The 15,572-nt window shown below is 58.8% G+C and carries 14 protein-coding genes and 1 pseudogene; 5 read left to right on the plus strand and 10 right to left on the minus strand.

Going from position 1 to position 15,572, the window contains the following annotated elements; genetic code table 11:
• Nucleotides 1–177: 177 nt before the first annotated feature.
• The 4 genes and pseudogenes from N2A41_RS01295 to N2A41_RS01310 all read right to left on the minus strand — a co-directional run.
• Nucleotides 178–441 (minus strand): annotated as a pseudogene (locus tag N2A41_RS01295) (transposase); the annotation flags it as partial.
• A gap of 7 nt (nucleotides 442–448) precedes the next feature.
• A complete protein-coding gene (locus tag N2A41_RS01300) occupies nucleotides 449–1,894 on the minus strand; it encodes an HlyD family type I secretion periplasmic adaptor subunit (RefSeq protein ID WP_260110043.1) in 1,446 nt (481 codons plus the stop codon).
• 14 nt (nucleotides 1,895–1,908) lie between these two features.
• Nucleotides 1,909–3,624 (minus strand): type I secretion system permease/ATPase, encoded by a 1,716-nt coding sequence (locus tag N2A41_RS01305; RefSeq protein WP_222386419.1) that lies wholly within the window; start codon nucleotides 3,622–3,624, stop codon nucleotides 1,909–1,911.
• Nucleotides 3,625–3,714: 90 nt separating this feature from the next.
• Nucleotides 3,715–4,290: a hypothetical protein gene (locus N2A41_RS01310; protein ID WP_003584165.1), complete on the minus strand. Its 576-nt coding sequence runs from the start codon at nucleotides 4,288–4,290 to the stop codon at nucleotides 3,715–3,717.
• Nucleotides 4,291–4,762: 472 nt separating this feature from the next.
• On the opposite strand from N2A41_RS01310, the gene N2A41_RS01315 reads away from it, so the two are divergent.
• The 3 genes from N2A41_RS01315 (at nucleotide 4,763) to N2A41_RS01325 (ending at nucleotide 7,779) form a co-directional block, all read left to right on the plus strand.
• Complete coding sequence (locus N2A41_RS01315) at nucleotides 4,763–5,848, plus strand: hypothetical protein (protein WP_222386418.1); 1,086 nt, start codon at nucleotides 4,763–4,765, stop codon at nucleotides 5,846–5,848.
• Nucleotides 5,849–6,640: 792 nt separating this feature from the next.
• Nucleotides 6,641–7,405: a LuxR C-terminal-related transcriptional regulator gene (locus N2A41_RS01320; RefSeq protein WP_260110045.1), complete on the plus strand. Its 765-nt coding sequence runs from the start codon at nucleotides 6,641–6,643 to the stop codon at nucleotides 7,403–7,405.
• A gap of 116 nt (nucleotides 7,406–7,521) precedes the next feature.
• Nucleotides 7,522–7,779 (plus strand): hypothetical protein, encoded by a 258-nt coding sequence (locus N2A41_RS01325; protein ID WP_222280844.1) that lies wholly within the window; start codon nucleotides 7,522–7,524, stop codon nucleotides 7,777–7,779.
• 3 nt (nucleotides 7,780–7,782) lie between these two features.
• On the opposite strand, the gene N2A41_RS01330 is transcribed toward N2A41_RS01325, so the two are convergent.
• The 6 genes from N2A41_RS01330 to N2A41_RS01355 all read right to left on the minus strand — a co-directional run bounded on the left by N2A41_RS01330 (nucleotide 7,783) and on the right by N2A41_RS01355 (nucleotide 13,099).
• Entirely contained in the window at nucleotides 7,783–8,508 is a 726-nt protein-coding gene (locus tag N2A41_RS01330) for an SDR family oxidoreductase (RefSeq protein ID WP_222386416.1), read from the minus strand.
• Nucleotides 8,509–8,519: 11 nt separating this feature from the next.
• Nucleotides 8,520–9,581, minus strand: coding sequence for an ABC transporter ATP-binding protein (locus tag N2A41_RS01335; protein WP_017966965.1), 1,062 nt, complete (start codon nucleotides 9,579–9,581; stop codon nucleotides 8,520–8,522).
• 60 nt (nucleotides 9,582–9,641) lie between these two features.
• On the minus strand, nucleotides 9,642–9,848 hold the full coding sequence (locus N2A41_RS01340; protein ID WP_222386415.1) for a DUF2160 family membrane protein: 207 nt from the start codon (nucleotides 9,846–9,848) through the stop codon (nucleotides 9,642–9,644).
• 4 nt (nucleotides 9,849–9,852) lie between these two features.
• A complete protein-coding gene (locus N2A41_RS01345; protein ID WP_017966967.1) occupies nucleotides 9,853–10,689 on the minus strand; it encodes a carbohydrate ABC transporter permease in 837 nt (278 codons plus the stop codon).
• Between the two features lie 4 nt (nucleotides 10,690–10,693).
• Nucleotides 10,694–11,569 carry a carbohydrate ABC transporter permease gene (locus tag N2A41_RS01350; RefSeq protein ID WP_017966968.1) on the minus strand — a complete coding sequence of 292 codons (876 nt, stop codon included), beginning with the start codon at nucleotides 11,567–11,569 and terminating at the stop codon, nucleotides 10,694–10,696.
• Nucleotides 11,570–11,665: 96 nt separating this feature from the next.
• Complete coding sequence (locus N2A41_RS01355) at nucleotides 11,666–13,099, minus strand: extracellular solute-binding protein (protein WP_222386414.1); 1,434 nt, start codon at nucleotides 13,097–13,099, stop codon at nucleotides 11,666–11,668.
• 297 nt (nucleotides 13,100–13,396) lie between these two features.
• On the opposite strand from N2A41_RS01355, the gene N2A41_RS01360 reads away from it, so the two are divergent.
• Entirely contained in the window at nucleotides 13,397–14,281 is an 885-nt protein-coding gene (locus tag N2A41_RS01360; RefSeq protein WP_162117864.1) for a sugar phosphate isomerase/epimerase family protein, read from the plus strand.
• A gap of 62 nt (nucleotides 14,282–14,343) precedes the next feature.
• On the plus strand, nucleotides 14,344–15,570 hold the full coding sequence (locus N2A41_RS01365) for an ROK family transcriptional regulator (RefSeq protein ID WP_260110047.1): 1,227 nt from the start codon (nucleotides 14,344–14,346) through the stop codon (nucleotides 15,568–15,570).
• Nucleotides 15,571–15,572: the final 2 nt, after the last annotated feature.

Raw genomic sequence — 15,572 nt, forward strand, 5'->3', positions numbered from 1 at the left:
GACCGCACGTGACGCCAGCGCATTGGAGTGTGGGCGTTATCCGCACGCTCGACGCCGAGATGGCGAGCCTCAACATCGCTGGCGACCCCTTCCACCCCAAAGGAATTACACGATCAAACCGCGCCAGCTGCCGTAATCGTGCGATTATTGTTCGAAGTCGCCTTAGTGTCGCCCTTTCAATGTCTTGGCCAGCATCTCGCTCAGTGTTGCCGCCGAAAGCATCGATTCGGCCAAAAGTTTCTTGAGCTTCTGGTTCTCCTCCTCCAGTGCTCTCAACCTTTTGGCATGGAGACCGACATTCCCGAACTGCAGGGATTGCCACCGATAGAAGGTCGGCTCGCTGATACCGTGCTTGTGGCAAACATCTGCCACCGTCACCCCGGCTTGGTGCTCCTTCAGAATACCGGTAATCTGGTCGTCGTCGAATTTTCGTTTGCCCATCACGGTCTCAGTCCTCGCGAAATGCTCTGTTGAAACTGTCGAGGAGTGGTCTGACAGCATAGAGCGCTACGCTGCTTTTGCCGGTTTCGATCAGTGTCTGTGCGGGCATGCCGGCGACCAGCGCGACGTCTTTCATTTTCGCCAACCGCTCGTCCGTGACACTGATTGTCGCGGCAAAGTAGGGTTGGCCGTTCTGCGTATCGGTGAGGCGGTCGGCTGACACATACTCCACCCGTCCTTTCAGGAGGGGAACGCGCCGCTGATTGTATGGAAGAAGGTGCACCTGTGCCTCCAGCCCCGCATGGACAAGATTGATGTCCTCCGGTCTGACATGGGCAGACACGATCAGGCGGTCGGAGCGTGGCAGAAGATCGACCAGCGGTTCGCCCGCGCCGATCACGCCACCTGATGTGTGGATGCGCAGGTTCATGATTGTTCCATCTTCGGGAGCCCGGATATCGGTCCTTGAAAGTTGGTCGTCGATCGCCCGCAGGCGCTCGCGCAATTGCATGATCCGGCTTTCCGTATCGCGCATGCCTTGGGCGACTTCGCTCAACCGGTCGCTCTCAAGCTTTGCGAGATCGGCCTGCGACTCGCTGATCACCTGGTAGGCGCGAGAGATCTGTGCCTCGACCTGGCCCTGCTGGCCGTCAAGGTCTGCTTTTTCGCGCTCGAGGTTGAGAAGCCTGCTCCTTCGTTCCAGGCCCTTGGCGGCGAGCACCGTAACCTGATCCAGTTCCTCCTGCGAGATTGCGGCTCTGTCGGCCAGTGCCGCCTTCTGCGCGCCAAGCCCGACGATTTCCTGCCGCACCTGCGCGATTTTTTCATTGCCGATCTGAATTTCCGCCCGCATGACCCGGCGGCGGGCCTCGAAGATTTTCTGTTGCCCGATCAGAATCGCGCTGACCGAAGGATATTTGTCCATGGCTACCCTGAGATCCTCGGGATAGGCGACATGGTCGCCGCCCGTCTGCTCGGCAAGTAGGCGGGCGCGGCTTCCTTCGGCGTCCCAAAGCTGCCCTTGGATGCTGTCGCGCTCCGAGCGAGACTTCGTATCGTCGAGTGCTATCACGATTTGCCCGGCCACCACCGTATCGCCGTTCCTGACGAGGATCCGTCGGACGATTCCGCCCTCGAGATGCTGAATGGTCTTGCGGCTGGACTCCGGTTCGATAACGCCCGATGCGACCGCAGCGCTTTGCAGCGGCGCCAGGACCGACCAGATTCCCAATCCGACGATGAAGACCAGGATCAACATGTTCCCCGTCCAGACAACCCCTCTGAGTCCCGGCATCGGCGAAGGGGCGGCGGGTCCGCGCTGTTTCTGTTCGATCACCGGCAAATAGGCCGTCTGTTGCCTGGCTGTCGCTGCCGGTCGTTGAGCCAACTGCCGACCTGTCCTTGACGAATTTGATAATTTCGCCGGCGTTGCATCCAGTTGAACAAGGGTCATGGCAGCATTTCTCCCTAGGTTCCTGTTCGCGACGGTGGTTGAAGATAGGTTTCGTAAATCCGCTCGCTGTCGCCGAAGGCAGCCACCGTCCCGTTACGCATGATGGCAATCTTGTTGGTGGCCGGCAGGATACCCATCCGGTGCGTTATGATAACGACGGTCATTCCCCTGGATTTCATGCGCTCGATTGCCGCAAACAGCATGCGTTCGCCGTCATAATCCAAGCTCGAATTCGGATCGTCGAGAACGATAAGTGACGGATTCCCATAAGCCGCCCGTGCCAGCCCCAGCTGTTGGCGCTGAGCCCGAAGGAGCAGGTTTCCACCGTCACCGATATCGGTCTCGTAGCCCTGCGGCAGCCGCATGATGGCTTCATGCAATCCAACTAGCTTTGCGGCGTCGATGGCTTTGCCGGGGTCTCCCCCGTCCAGCCGGCCGATCACATCCTTGATTGCTCCGCCGAAGAGTTCGATATCCTGCGGCAGGTATCCGACGTGGCAAGTCCCCCCGCAAAGGCGCAGAGCCGAGATATCGACCCCACCGAGAAGAGCATATCCGCTCGTTGCCGGCACAACGCCTGCCATGATGCGACCCAATGTCGATTTTCCCGATCCCGACGGACCGATGAGAGCTATGCAATCGCCTGGCGCGAGCCGCAATGTGATATCAGTCAGTATTGGCCGATCGGCGAATGGCTTGAAATAGCTGACGTTTTCGAGAACGAGGCCATTGGGTTCCGGTCGCGGCACCATTCGGGCGTCGCGTTCCGATGCAACTGTAATCAGCATTCTGTTCAAGCGATTGAAGGCGTTGCGCGCAAACATAAAGGAGCGCCATGCGCCTATTGCGCCCTCGATCGGTGCGAGCCCGCGCCCGAGCAGCAGGCTCGCAACGAAGATGATTCCCGGACTGCCGCTGTTGACGAGCACCAGCCAGGTCGCCGATCCCATCATCAGGATCTGCGCCAGTGTGCGGATCGATTTGGAGAAACCAAGAATGATCTCCGTGCGATGCATCGCTATGTCCTGGGCCCTTCTTGCCATCTCCGCATCGCGATAGACGATCAGCGCTGCGCCATCCTGCATGCCCATTGCCCGGATCACCTCGATGTTTTTGAGGGCGGTCGCAAATCGGATATAGCTCCTCGAAAGGGCGAGATTGGCGTGGGCAAGCGGCTCGCGTGTCGCCAGTTCCGTCATGAACGCAAACAGCAGAAGTGCAACTGCGCACAGAAGACCGATGGTCCCAAGCAGCGGGTGAACAAGAAAGAGCAGAAGCAGGAATACCGGCGCCCAGGGAACGTCAAATAAAAGCGAGCTGGCCGGTGAATCGAGGAACTGGCGTAGCGCGGAGAGATCCCTGTAACACTCTGTGGCGGCTCCCGTATCGGCGTGAGCGGCATATTCGAACGATGCGGTGAGCACCATGGGCCGTAGCCTGTGGTCCAGCCAGCTGCCGATGCGCGAAAGAGCTGCCCTGCGCACGATATCGAGCGTCGACCCGACCAACACGGCGATGGCGATGATCATCGTCAGCATCAGGAGCGTGTCGGCGCTTCGGCTCGACAGGACCCTATCGTAGATCTGCAGGAGATAGATGGAAGGCGTGAGAAGAAAGAGATTGTAGCCGAAGCTGTAAACGAAGACCAAGCCGAAGGCTCCGGCACAGGCCCGGAGTGCAACAACGAGCTGCGTCGGCGGGCACGGTGGCTTTATGGAAATTGTTGTCATTATCAGATCTCGCTGCACTTGATACTGACAAGAAGAGGATGCTTACCTTGAGGGCCGCCGGCCGAAACCAGCGGCCCTTGAGGTCTGAGTTCAGGAGCCGAGATGGTCGACGTCGATATGGCCGAAGGCGTTGATGAAGTGATCGAGAGAATTGGTCACCGTCGTCGTTTCGGGATCCGTGTGAACCAATGCCGACGAGATATCGCCGCCGTGAGCCATGTTTCCGTTGCCGCCGTTGCCGCCGACACCGGCGAGGATGGTGGCATGCTGATCGGCCATAAGCTGCGTATATTGTGTCGCGGTCGTCGCCGCAGCCACCGCAGCCGTGTCGCCGCCGCTTGTGTTTCCTTGACTGCCGTTGGAGTTGGAATCTCCGCCCGCGCCGCCGGCGCCGCTATGCGCGATTGCCGCTAGGAAGTTGTTCTGGGCTTGGCTAAAGCCACCGTTTCCGCCATGGCCGGCGTCCCAGTCTGCCGTCTGCCAAACGTGATCGCCGTTGTGCACATCGGTCGTTGCCCCGTAGACCTTTTGTGTGGGGTCGACATAGGCGACCGGGTTGTAGTTGATGTTCCCATCGTTGTGGCCATCACCACCGTTGCCGGCATTCGCGTCACCCGCATCCGGATGATTGAGATGAATCGTGTCGGATATTTGTGGAATAGGCATTGATGTCACTCCTTCTAGTTGGTTTGCGAGTTAGTTTTTTTACGGCGTCCCACTACGACGTGCGTTCCGGCATATCGCCGCAGTCAATACGACCGCGGACGAATATTGCCCGCGATTTAAACTTCGAACTACCTAGATATTCGGGGACATTCCTTCGGATGTATTTTTGATATAGCCGAGCGTTATTTGATTGGTGTTGGCGATTTGGCGCAGGGTGGCATGTCATGATCAAGCCTTCGACCTCGCCGAAGCGACGCCGGGGCCTCTGATCCAAAGGCCGATTGCGTGCTTGCAACTCGCACAAGGGATGCTGCGGTCATGACGGCCAAATGGCTACAGAACTAGCCGATGGGATGTAGACGAATTGCAGGCTCTGCTTTTCTGACGTTCAGAGGCACAATGCCTGAACAATTCAGGCTGCATGGCGCCGCACGCTCGGGGGACATGCGGTTGACCGTGGATGGAGACGGTAATGGCGGAAACTCGTTCCTTATTGGACCTGCCCAAGGCGGGCACCGATCAACACCTCGCCTCCAATGTGGCCGCGGGGCATCTGGCGCTGGTGCCGACTTGGCTTCCATTGGATGTCGCTTCCGGTCCGAGCCATAATTCAGCCGGCAGCGGTGGTGACGGGATAAGCGAAGGCGTGATCAGCAGCAACGCGCTGGCCGTCTTCATGCCGTCCAATGCCGCCATTGCGGGACCTCATTCGGGTGCCGACGCCTTCCAGGGCAGTGATGCGCTCATCAATCAGCATCCCACCGAAATGGCTGGGATAGGCGGAAATGGCGGAAGCGGCAATGTTGCCGTCGGCAGCGGCGATGGCGCCAATCATGCCGGCACCGGCGGCAATGGGCTCTTCTACGGTGGACTCGTCAGCACCGAAGTCGCGCTGTTTGCCCCCGTCAATACCGCCGTGGCTGCGGGCCCTGGCGCGGAGGCTCACGCCGAGCAATCGAACAACGCCCTGTTCCTGCAGGGCGCAACCCAGATCGGCGGCATGGGGGGCTCGGGCGGAGATCATAACGTCGCGAGCCATGGCCCGTCGATGAGCCCTGGAACTGCGCTCACATTGACCGGCGACTATTATGCAGGCCACGGCGGCGATGGATATTTCGTCGGCACTATGGTCGACGTGAGTATCGCCATCTTCTCGCCGATCAACATCGCCATCGGCGCCGCGGGCGGCTCGGCGGAGGCCCATCAGACAAACAATGTCATTTTCGATCAAGGCGCTGTGCAGATCGCAGGCATCGGCGGCAATGGCGGTGGCTTCAACCTGTCGTCAGACACGATTTTCACCGGCAACCATGCGGGCGGCGGTGGCGGCGTAGGATCGTCGGCCGGCAGCATGGTCGATGTCAATTTCGGCTATTTCCATCCCATCAACATTGCCGTTCCGGCTGGCGGGACGGCGGACGCCCAACAGATCGACCATGTTCTCTATGACCAACATGCGCTCCAGTTGGCCGGCATCGCGGGTCACGGCGGAGAAGGCAACCTCACCGACGCCCATTCGGCTCTCGTAGACGACATTCTGGCCTTCATGCATAGCTAGAGCAGGATGATTTTAAGCCGGGTCGCCGAAACCGCTCACACGGCATCATTCTCCAGGGGATAGAATCCCGGCTTGCATTGCAGAGGCTCAACTGCACGAAACCGTTCTTCGTGCGATCTTTCAAGCCATGTGTTGAATTGTTTCCTCCGCCCGGCATTCGGCTCCTTGGGCCGACATGGCACTGAGCGGCGGGCTCACTGAGATCCCGAACATTCCACAATGACCTCATCCGCATTGTCGCCGATTTCGGCCGCCAGCGGCCGTGACCTCCGGCCGCTATCGGTCGGTGCCGGCGCAGTGCTGCCTGCGGCAGAACAATGCTAACTGGTATTAATGCGTCACTAGAGCACGATTTTACTAATCATAACGGGTAGTCAGCGATCCCAGGCTTTTGCTGCTTTTCGCGTTTGTCGTCTTGTTGTCGGGTCTGCGACTGCTTTGAATTGAGACATGGAAACAAAGCCGAGCCGATCGGCAGCTCGTTATATCCACTGGCGCTTTCCGAAATGGGTCTGTAGCAGATCGATTGGCTTTTCAATGCCTTTGAAAGCTTTGTTGACCCGCTTGCCATACGTGAATTCGGCGAAGGCTGGAAAGTCTGCAGCGACAAGTCGAACCAGCAGGACGTCATGAAAAATCTCTTAACTGTTCTCTGCAAGCCCAGTTATCTATCGTTGATATCTTATAGACTATAAGAATTATCATGCGAGATCAGACTATTAATATCTGAAATACACTCACTTTTTATCATGACATGTAATGAGAACAGGAATAATATGAATAGCTGTTGCGTTGCAAATATTCGTGGGGAGCACGCAAGTGTCCGACATTAATGGAACTAGGCGCCGTATGGGGCGCAATGCACCAACTGTGATCATCGTCGAGCATTCTACATTGGCGCGCACCACCGTGGTGAAGCTTCTGGAGCGTGAACTCGGCGGATGGAACGTTATAGATTTGATCTCGACTGAGAGTCTCGATAGTGCTCTTGGAACTGAGGTGCGTTTGATTGTATTGGGTCTGGCCGGCAGAAGTGTTGAGAGCACCAGCCTGCGTGATGATCTCGCGGCGATTGCCGCGCGTTTTCCTGAGGCTCCTGTCACGTTGCTCTCAGGTACGGATGACGCCATCATAGCCCGTCAAGCACTCAAGATGGGCATCCGCGGCTTTTTCTCGACCTCACTTCCCGTTGACATTGCTCTTGCCGGTCTTCGTCTCGTTCTGGCAGGAGGAACATTTTTCCCGCAGCTATTGGGAGCTGTTACAGCAGGCGCAAGCGAGCATATTCCGGTCAGAAATGAGGCCGAAAAGAGCTTGGATGACAGGACGCAGTACTTGGCGATTGCTGATTTCACTCCCCGGGAAGCGGATGTCCTCGCAGAGCTGCAATGCGGCTGTTCAAATAAGGTCATTGCAGGAAAACTCAATTTGTCGGGGCATACGGTGAAGATGCATCTGCAACACATCATGCGCAAGTTACAGGCGCAGAACCGCACTGAAGTGGTTGCCCGCTTGATTCAAAGAGCCGCCAGCGAGCCTGACGCCTCGCCGAGTTAGGCGGCGTCGCCAGTACTGGCGTATCGGCGGGCGTTCGTTTCAACTTGTCTCATATCGTGATGCCATGATCGGAACCGCGAGTCCGGCCGCCCGTTACCCTTTGAGGAACGGAGGACATGGACATGCGCAAGAGAAAAGCCATCGTCGAGGCGGCGCTCGAGTCCGAGTACGAGCGCCAGGCGCTCGGGATCATGAATACGGAGCAAGCTCTGAAGCTTGAGGATGCTGATGGTCTTGTTTTCAGCCATCCGGATAAAGAGGCCGGCGTGACGGATCACTTTGTTGATCAGGATGAACTGCGCCGATTGGTGCGGCGGTCAACGTCGCCGCTTCCGGTGTTGCAATCGCCGGGCCGCACTGCACGTTCGTCCTGAGCCTCAAGCAATCATGTAACCGCCGTCCACCGGCATCGAGATGCCGTTCACCATGGCAGCCTCATCGGACAGCAGGAAAAGAACAACCTCGGCAATGTCTGCCGGCTCCGCGAAGCGACCAGCCGGAATTCGCTTCATCATCCCCGCGGCCTTCTCGGGATCGCTCCACGCCTTCACCGCCATCGGCGTCAACGTCACCGTTGGGTGGACGCCGTTCGCGCGGATGCCGTGCGGCGCGAGCTCCTTGGCCATGACCCGCGTCAAGCCATCCAACCCACCCTTCGATGCACAATAGGCAGCGTGGTCGGGGATGCCGACGAAGGATGCGACCGACGAGACGTTGACGATGGCACCTGGACGGCCCTCCTTGATCAGCGAGCGGGCATATTCCTGGGCGACGATCATCGGAGCACGCGTGTTGACCGCGACGAGACGGTCGAAGGCTTCGACGGTTGTCTCGAGAAACGGCTGAAGCTCGGTCGTGCCGGCGCAGTTGACAAGGAAATCTGCGGGAAGGGCAGCGATGACAGCCTCTCTGGTCGCATCGGCGTCGGCGAGATCGACCTGGATTGCCCGGCAGCCGAATTCCCCTCGCAGCGCGTCGACGTCGGCGGCACTGCGGGTCAGGGCGACGATATACGCACCCCGTCCGGCGAGCATCCTTACAATTTCGCGTCCGATGCCTTTTCCGGCGCCGGTCACGATCACCGTCTTACCTTTGAACTCCATGGGGCGTCCTCCTATAGTCTCTGGCCTGTTTCCCGATCGAAGATATGCGCACGTCGGGGATCGATATGGAAGTACATCGTCCGTCCGGGATCGACCTCGATACGCTCGCGGATCAGGGCGTCGATCGGCACGCCTCCCGTCCGGCCGAAGATCAATGTTTCCGAACCCGTCGGCTCGAACACCGACACCTCCACCGGAACGCCTTCTTCGCCGATCGTGATGTGTTCCGGTCGGATGCCGTAGGTAACGGCTCTTCCTTCATCCGCATTTGTGTCTGCCATCGGAAGGGCGATGCCCTGGTCGGTGACGACGATCTTCCTGCCGTCGCGGATGGCTATGCGGCCCTGGAGGAAGTTCATCGATGGGCTGCCGATGAAGCCGGCGACGAAGAGGTTGACCGGGAAGTCGTAAAGATCGAGAGGCTTGCCGATCTGCTCGACCCTGCCGTCGCGCATCACCACGATCTTGTTGGCCATCGTCATCGCTTCGATCTGATCGTGCGTGACGTAAACCGTGGTGGTCTTCAGTCGCTGGTGAAGCTCCTTGATTTCGACGCGCATGGTGACGCGGAGTTTGGCGTCGAGGTTCGACAACGGTTCGTCGAACAGGAAGACTTGCGGATCGCGAACGATGGCACGGCCCATTGCCACGCGTTGACGCTGGCCGCCCGATAGTTGCTTCGGATAGCGGTCGAGATAGGGCGTCAGGTCGAGGATCTCGGCTGCCCTGCCGACCTTCTCGTCGATCTCCGCTTTCGGTCGCTTGGCCATCTTCAGCGGAAAGCCCATATTCTCGGCGACCGTCTTGTGGGGATAGAGCGCGTAGCTCTGAAACACCATCGCGATGTCACGCTCCTTCGGGGGAGCGTTGGTGACGACACGGCTGCCGATCCGGATGTCTCCGCTGCTGACCGTCTCCAGCCCGGCGATCATCCGGAGCAGGGTGGATTTGCCGCAACCGGATGGACCGACCAGCACGACGAATTCGCCGTCCTCGATGTCGACGCTGACGCCATGCATGACCTGAAGAGAGCCATATTTCTTGGTGACGTCGCTAACCTGTACGTTTGCCAATGTCGTTCCCCCTAAAGCAGCGCGGCTTGTGACTTGATGTCGTTGACAGAATTCATCGGCTCATCCCTTCCAGACGACGTAGGCGCCAAGGACTGCCGAGATCGCCGCCGCGAACCATACGGAAAGGCCGATGGGTTCAATGAACCGCATCCAGAACAGCGAGAGCGCGACCCAGATGACGACTGAGATGAAGAGCCGGTCGAACCAGTTCGTTTCGATCGGCAGAAACCCCGGCTTGCGTTCGTTATTTCCTGATTGAGACGTCATCGTTTCATCCTTTCACGGCACCGAAGGTCAGGCCGGCGACGATGTGACGCTGCACCACCGAAAAGACGATGAGCGCCGGAACCAATGTCAGCATGGAGATCGCGGCCATGATGCCCCAGGCCGTGCCCGTGGTCGTCACATATTCCGACAAGCCGGTGGTCAGAGTCCGCGCATGGAAGTTGGTGAGCGTCGCCGCCAGCAGGTATTCGTTCCACGCAAACACCCAGGTCAGGATCAGCGTCACCGCAAGTCCGGGCCGTGCCAAAGGAAAGATGATGTCATAGAGGACGGTCCATGGGCTCGCGCCGTCCATATAGGCCGCCTCGTCCAACTCCTTCGGAATGCCGTCCACGGTCGGGCGCAGGGTCCAGATGGCGAAGGGGAGGTTGAAAGAGCAATAAACCAGGATCATGCCCAGCTTGGAATCGGCGAGCGAGAAGTCGCCGATCCTGTAGACCTGCGTCAAAAGCAGGAAAAGCGGCAGCAGGAAGACCGCCGGCGGCGCCATGCGGTTGGTGATCGTCCAGAAGAAGATGCTTTCCTTGCCGGCGAGGTCGAAGCGCGTCAGGGCGTAGCAGGCAAGGAAGCCGAGCGTGGTGACGAGCAGCGCGTTGCCTGACGAAATGATCAGCGAGTTGAGCATGTAGCCGCGCAAGGTCGGATTGGTCAGCACGTCCTGATAATTCTTCCAGAAGAAGCTCCTGAGAATGACATCGGGCGTCGAGAACAGGTCGAAGGGCTGTTTCACCGATATGACGAAGAGCCAGTAGATCGGGAAAAGGGTGATGAAGCTTATCAAGGTCCACAGGAGGGCTGGAAGCCAGGGATTTTTGGTCTTCATCGATTCAACCTCTCTTCACGCGGGGTGCAATCAGGCCGACGTAGAGCAGCCAGCAGACGACGATGGTGAGATAGAGGACGATGACGGAGATCGCCGAACCGTAGCCGTAATTCGTCTTGGGAAAGACTTCCCTGAAGATATGGACACCGATGTAGCGCGTCGATGAACCCGGACCGCCTCCGGTCAGCATCAGGACTTCGTCGACGGTGCGCAGCGCGTCCATGAGCCTGATGAACACGGTGGCCAGCATGGCCGGCCGGATCAAGGGGAGCGTGATGTGCCAGAAGATCTGGCTCTTGCCGGCGCCGTCGATCTGCGCCTGCTCGAACGGGTCTGATGGAAGCGAGACGAGTGCGGCGATCAGCGAGAGGGTGACGAGCGGCGTCCAGTGCCAGATGTCCATGATGACAGTGACCGTGAAGGCCGCAACGGCGCTCTGGCCAATATTCAGATCGTAGCCGAACCAGCTTCTGAGAAGATAGGGAATGATGCCGATGGACGGGGTGGTCATCAGCTTCCAGACTGAGCCGACGATGATCGGCGCCATGATCAGCGGTAGAGTATGGATCGTGCGAAACACTGCCTTTCCGGGAAAGTCCTTGAGCAGCGCCTGGGCGAGGATGTAGCCGAGGACCAGTTCCGACACGACCGCGAAGAAGACGAATGCCAGGGTGATGCCGAGCGATGCCAGAAACTGCGGGTCGAAGACGAGCCGCCGATAGTTCTCAGCCCAGTTGAAAATCATGCCCGGATTGGCCGCGAACGGGTTCCATGAATGGAAAGAGACCCAGAGGACGTAGATGAAAGGAAAGATCCCGAACAATCCGAGGATCACTATGGTCGGTGACAGCAACAGCCACCCGAGCTTCTGCGAATGCATCGCCTGTCCCCCATTGAACACTAAGTGGATGTCCGCTCCATCTGGAACGGAAGATGACGGGTCGCCGGAGCGACCCGTCAAGTTGGGGAGGATGTCTTATTTGCGATAGCCGAGCGAGGTGAGCTCCTCTTCGGCCTTGGCCGCCATCTGATCGAGGCCTTCATCGGGCCCGATCTTGCCGGTCAGGATGTCATAGAAGATAGGCGCGGTCGCTTCACGTACCTGCGCATGGAAGGGGTAGGGAGGAGCGCCGGCGAAGAGCTTGCCCTCGTCCTTCAGCATTGTGTAGAAGCCGCCGAGCTTGACGTCCATCTCCTTCACCTTCGGATCGTCGAACGTCGCCGTATTGGTGATGCGCGGTGCGGCGATCGCCCAATCGGGCTGCACGTCGTTTTGGCCGATGAATTCGAGGAAGAGCAGCGAGGCTTCCTTGTTCTTGGACGTGACCGGCACGCCGAAGGCGCCGCCGTCGTAGTAGCCGATATAGCCCTTTCCGGCTTTCGCGTCGTCCAGCACGCCCGGCTCGAGCGGCGGCAGAGCAAACCCGACCTGGCCGACCACCTTCGACTGCGCTGGATCGCTTGCGATCCAGGCGGCATTCTCACCGTAGATCAGCCCCTGGGCGACACGGCCGGCGGCGAAGGTCGTTGCTGTTTCCGTCCAGGTTGACTGCGTCGATTCCGGAGGAGCAATGTCGCGCAGGTGCAGCCAGTACTTCAACGCGGCCTTCGCCTTGTCGCTGTTCATCGCGCCGCCATGTTCGACCGTCGCCGCATAGTTGTTCTTGGCGTCGATGCCCCAATTGTAGACGCCGAAGGTCGGCACGATGGACTCGAAGAATTCATACCAGGACGCCGGATGGCCTGTATGTGCCTGGGCGGTCGTGCCCCAGAGCTCCATGCCGTTATCCTTGCCGTACTTCGTGAAGAATTCGGCGATCTGGGTGTATTCCGCGTGTGTGGTGGCCGGCTTCAAGTCCTTGCCGGTTTCCTTCTTGAAGGCTTCCTTGATCTTCGGATCTTCGAAGAGGTCCTTGCGATAGAGATAGGTCTTCAGGAAGGCTTCCATCGGAACGCCGAAGAGATCGCCGCTCGCGTCCTTGAAGTAGTTGGCAAAGCTGGTGAAGTTCGCATCGTCGTAGGTCGGCGCCTTCAGATCAGCCTGGTCTTTCAGCGTCTTGGTGATGTCGACGAGGAAATTCCTGGCGAGATAGGAATAGATGATGTCCTGCTCGATATAGACCATGTCATAGATGCCGGTCTTGGCTTCCATGTCCTTGATGGCCTTGTCATACATCTGATCCCAGGACGTCGTCTCGATGTCGACCTTGATGCCGGTCTTCTTTTCGAATTCCGGAGCGAGCACGTTCTTGATGTAGTTCGATGGCGGGGTGCTTTCGGTGACGCCGTGCAGCGTCACGCCTTTGAATTTGGCGCCGGCGTCGGACCAGAAGTCAGCCCAGGCAGGCGAAGCAGTGGCGGCGAGGCTGAGCGTCAGCGCAAGCGCGCTAGCCTTCAAAGCATAATTCATTTTCAATCCTCCCAAATTGCAGCGAGATCATTTCGCCGGTCCTTTGTGTAGGCCAAAAAAACTGGCAGCGCAACATTTGTTGTCTAAACATGCAAATCACGGGTCTATCCCATTGATTTTTGCAGAAACTAATTTCTCGTAGAGAGTGGAATGTAACGGCGAGAAGCTTAAAATATTGCATTGCAAGGTCATTTCGCAAAGCAGCAAAAAAATTTCAACCAAAATTATTTGTTGTCTTGCCAAACTAAATGGCATAGCACTGTGCGCAGCCAAAGGCATTTTTTGGAGGAAAAGGCTATGCGTCGATTGGGTATCCATTCATTTGTATGGACAGGCGGCCAAACGCAGGAAGGGCTGGAGATGGCCCTCAACAAGACGGCCGAACACGGATATCGCACCATCGAATTTGCCTATCTGCGCCCCGAGAAATTCAATCTGGATCGACTGGCAAAGCTTGCGCAGTCGCTTGATGTCGAGATTGGCGTGACGATGGGTCTGCCGCTCGACAAGGACGTATCGAGCGAGGATACCTCTGCGGTATCCGCTGGCAAGCAGACGCTGGCCGACGCCGTTCGTGCGGTCCGCGATATCGGCGGCAACAAGCTCGGCGGGATTCTCTATTCCGCGCACACCAAATACAATCGCCAGCCGACGAAGAAGGGCTGGGATAACAGCGTCGCCGCGATCGCCGCGACCGCCGAAGTCGCGAGACAAGCGAACGTCGACCTGGTCCTGGAGGTTGTCAACCGGTTCGAGACGAACCTGCTGAACACGGCGGCGCAGGGGCTGAAGTTCATCGCCGAGACGGGATCGGAACATGTTCGTCTCCACCTCGACACGTTCCATATGAACATCGAGGAAGCCAATCCGGCGGCCGCGATCCGCCTGGCCGGCGACAAGATCGGCTACTTCCACATCGGCGAGAGCAATCGCGGCTATCTCGGCGACGGCGTCATCAACTTCGAACTGATCTTCGACGCTCTGCTCGACATCGACTACATCGGCGACATCGTATTCGAGAGCTTCTCGACGACGGTCGTCGACGAAGGCCTGTCGCTCGCCTGCGCGATCTGGCGCGACACCTGGGAGGATAATGATCCGCTTGCGGCGCACGCGAAGCGCTACATCGAGCTGAAATATGACGAGGCCAAGCGTCGCCGCGCCACAAACGCGCGGCCCTGATTATCCTTCTGACAGCCTGTTCCAGTCGTGTAAGGGTTGGGCGACTTGAAGGGAATTGAAATATGAACGACACCGTCTCCATCGGAAGTTCGCCGCGCAGGATCCGGCAGAACAATATCGTCGCCGCCTTGCAGACGATCTATGCTCACCGAAGCCTCAGCCGCGCGGATCTCGCCCGGAAGCTCGGGATGAATCGCTCATCCTCGGGAGAGATCGTCGCCGAACTGACGGAAGGCGGGTTCGTTCAGGAGTCGGACGAGAGCGGCAGGCAGCGCCTGGAACATTCCCGTGCCGGGCGCCCGGGCATCATGCTCGAACTGGTCCCCGATGCCGCATTCTTCGTCGGGATAGAGATTGGCGTCGAGCATATCTCGGCGGCAGTTATCGATCTCTCCGCCGACGTCCGGGCATGTCGGAAAATGGCGTTCGACAGCATGTCTTCGACGGTGGAGGAGGCCGTGGCGCAGGGCGTCGAGCTGATTGTCAGTGCGATGGAAAAGAGGATGATCGGGCGGTGCAAAGGTCTCGGCATATCGGCGCCGGCCCACATCCGGCCCGACGGAATTGTCACCCTCGCACCCATCATCGGCTGGCGAGAGGTGTCGTTGAAGGAGATTGGCCGATCCGCCTTCCTGGCCGCCTTCCCGGCCGCCGTTCCGATCGCGGTTGAAAACGATGCCAACGCCTTTGCGATCGGCGACAGCTATCGTCACGGCGCCGCAGGCGTGACCCTGTTCCTGCTCATGGAAACCGGCGTCGGCGGCGGCATCACGATCGATGGCAAGCTGTTCCGGGGCGGCCACGGCCTGGCGGGAGAAATCGGCCACACCCTGGTGCCGGGGAGCGGCGGTCAGAAGTTTGAACAACTGATCGGTCGCGAGGTGCTCATCAGGCAGTATCGTGAGACTGTCGGCCGAGAGGACGCGGATCTGCAGGATTTCCTCAGCGGTGTTCGCGACCGTGTCCCGGCTGCCGTCAATATCGCCGAAACCTGGTCGCGCCATCTCGCATACGCATTGCTGCAGGCCTGTCGCCTGCTCGACCCCGACAGGATCGTGCTGGGTGGCTCCGTGGCATCCCTCTACCCGATGGTGGCCGCCCGCGTGGCGGTTCACATGTCGGAGGGGCAGAACATCCCTTTTCCCACGCCGGAGGTCGTCGTGGATGGTGATGCGGAGTTCGGTTCCGCCTTCGGGGCGGCATGCATGTTGCACCAGCGCTTTCTGTCATTGGAGAGCGAGGAGTTCGGCAGCGAGGACGGTGCGCCGGTCCAGGCACCGACGAGTTGACG

It is taken from the genome of Rhizobium sp. SRDI969, from assembly GCF_025152725.1.
GTDB lineage: Bacteria > Pseudomonadota > Alphaproteobacteria > Rhizobiales > Rhizobiaceae > Rhizobium > Rhizobium leguminosarum_I.

Coding starts and splice junctions, on each gene's coding strand:
- N2A41_RS01300 (WP_260110043.1), bottom strand. CDS start 1,894: ATGACCCTTGTTCAACTGGATGCAACGCCGGCGAAATTATCAAATTCG.
- N2A41_RS01305 (WP_222386419.1), bottom strand. CDS start 3,624: ATGACAACAATTTCCATAAAGCCACCGTGCCCGCCGACGCAGCTCGTT.
- N2A41_RS01310 (WP_003584165.1), bottom strand. CDS start 4,290: ATGCCTATTCCACAAATATCCGACACGATTCATCTCAATCATCCGGAT.
- N2A41_RS01315 (WP_222386418.1), top strand. CDS start 4,763: ATGGCGGAAACTCGTTCCTTATTGGACCTGCCCAAGGCGGGCACCGAT.
- N2A41_RS01325 (WP_222280844.1), top strand. CDS start 7,522: ATGGACATGCGCAAGAGAAAAGCCATCGTCGAGGCGGCGCTCGAGTCC.
- N2A41_RS01330 (WP_222386416.1), bottom strand. CDS start 8,508: ATGGAGTTCAAAGGTAAGACGGTGATCGTGACCGGCGCCGGAAAAGGC.
- N2A41_RS01340 (WP_222386415.1), bottom strand. CDS start 9,848: ATGACGTCTCAATCAGGAAATAACGAACGCAAGCCGGGGTTTCTGCCG.
- N2A41_RS01345 (WP_017966967.1), bottom strand. CDS start 10,689: ATGAAGACCAAAAATCCCTGGCTTCCAGCCCTCCTGTGGACCTTGATA.
- N2A41_RS01350 (WP_017966968.1), bottom strand. CDS start 11,569: ATGCATTCGCAGAAGCTCGGGTGGCTGTTGCTGTCACCGACCATAGTG.
- N2A41_RS01355 (WP_222386414.1), bottom strand. CDS start 13,099: ATGAATTATGCTTTGAAGGCTAGCGCGCTTGCGCTGACGCTCAGCCTC.
- N2A41_RS01360 (WP_162117864.1), top strand. CDS start 13,397: ATGCGTCGATTGGGTATCCATTCATTTGTATGGACAGGCGGCCAAACG.
- N2A41_RS01365 (WP_260110047.1), top strand. CDS start 14,344: ATGAACGACACCGTCTCCATCGGAAGTTCGCCGCGCAGGATCCGGCAG.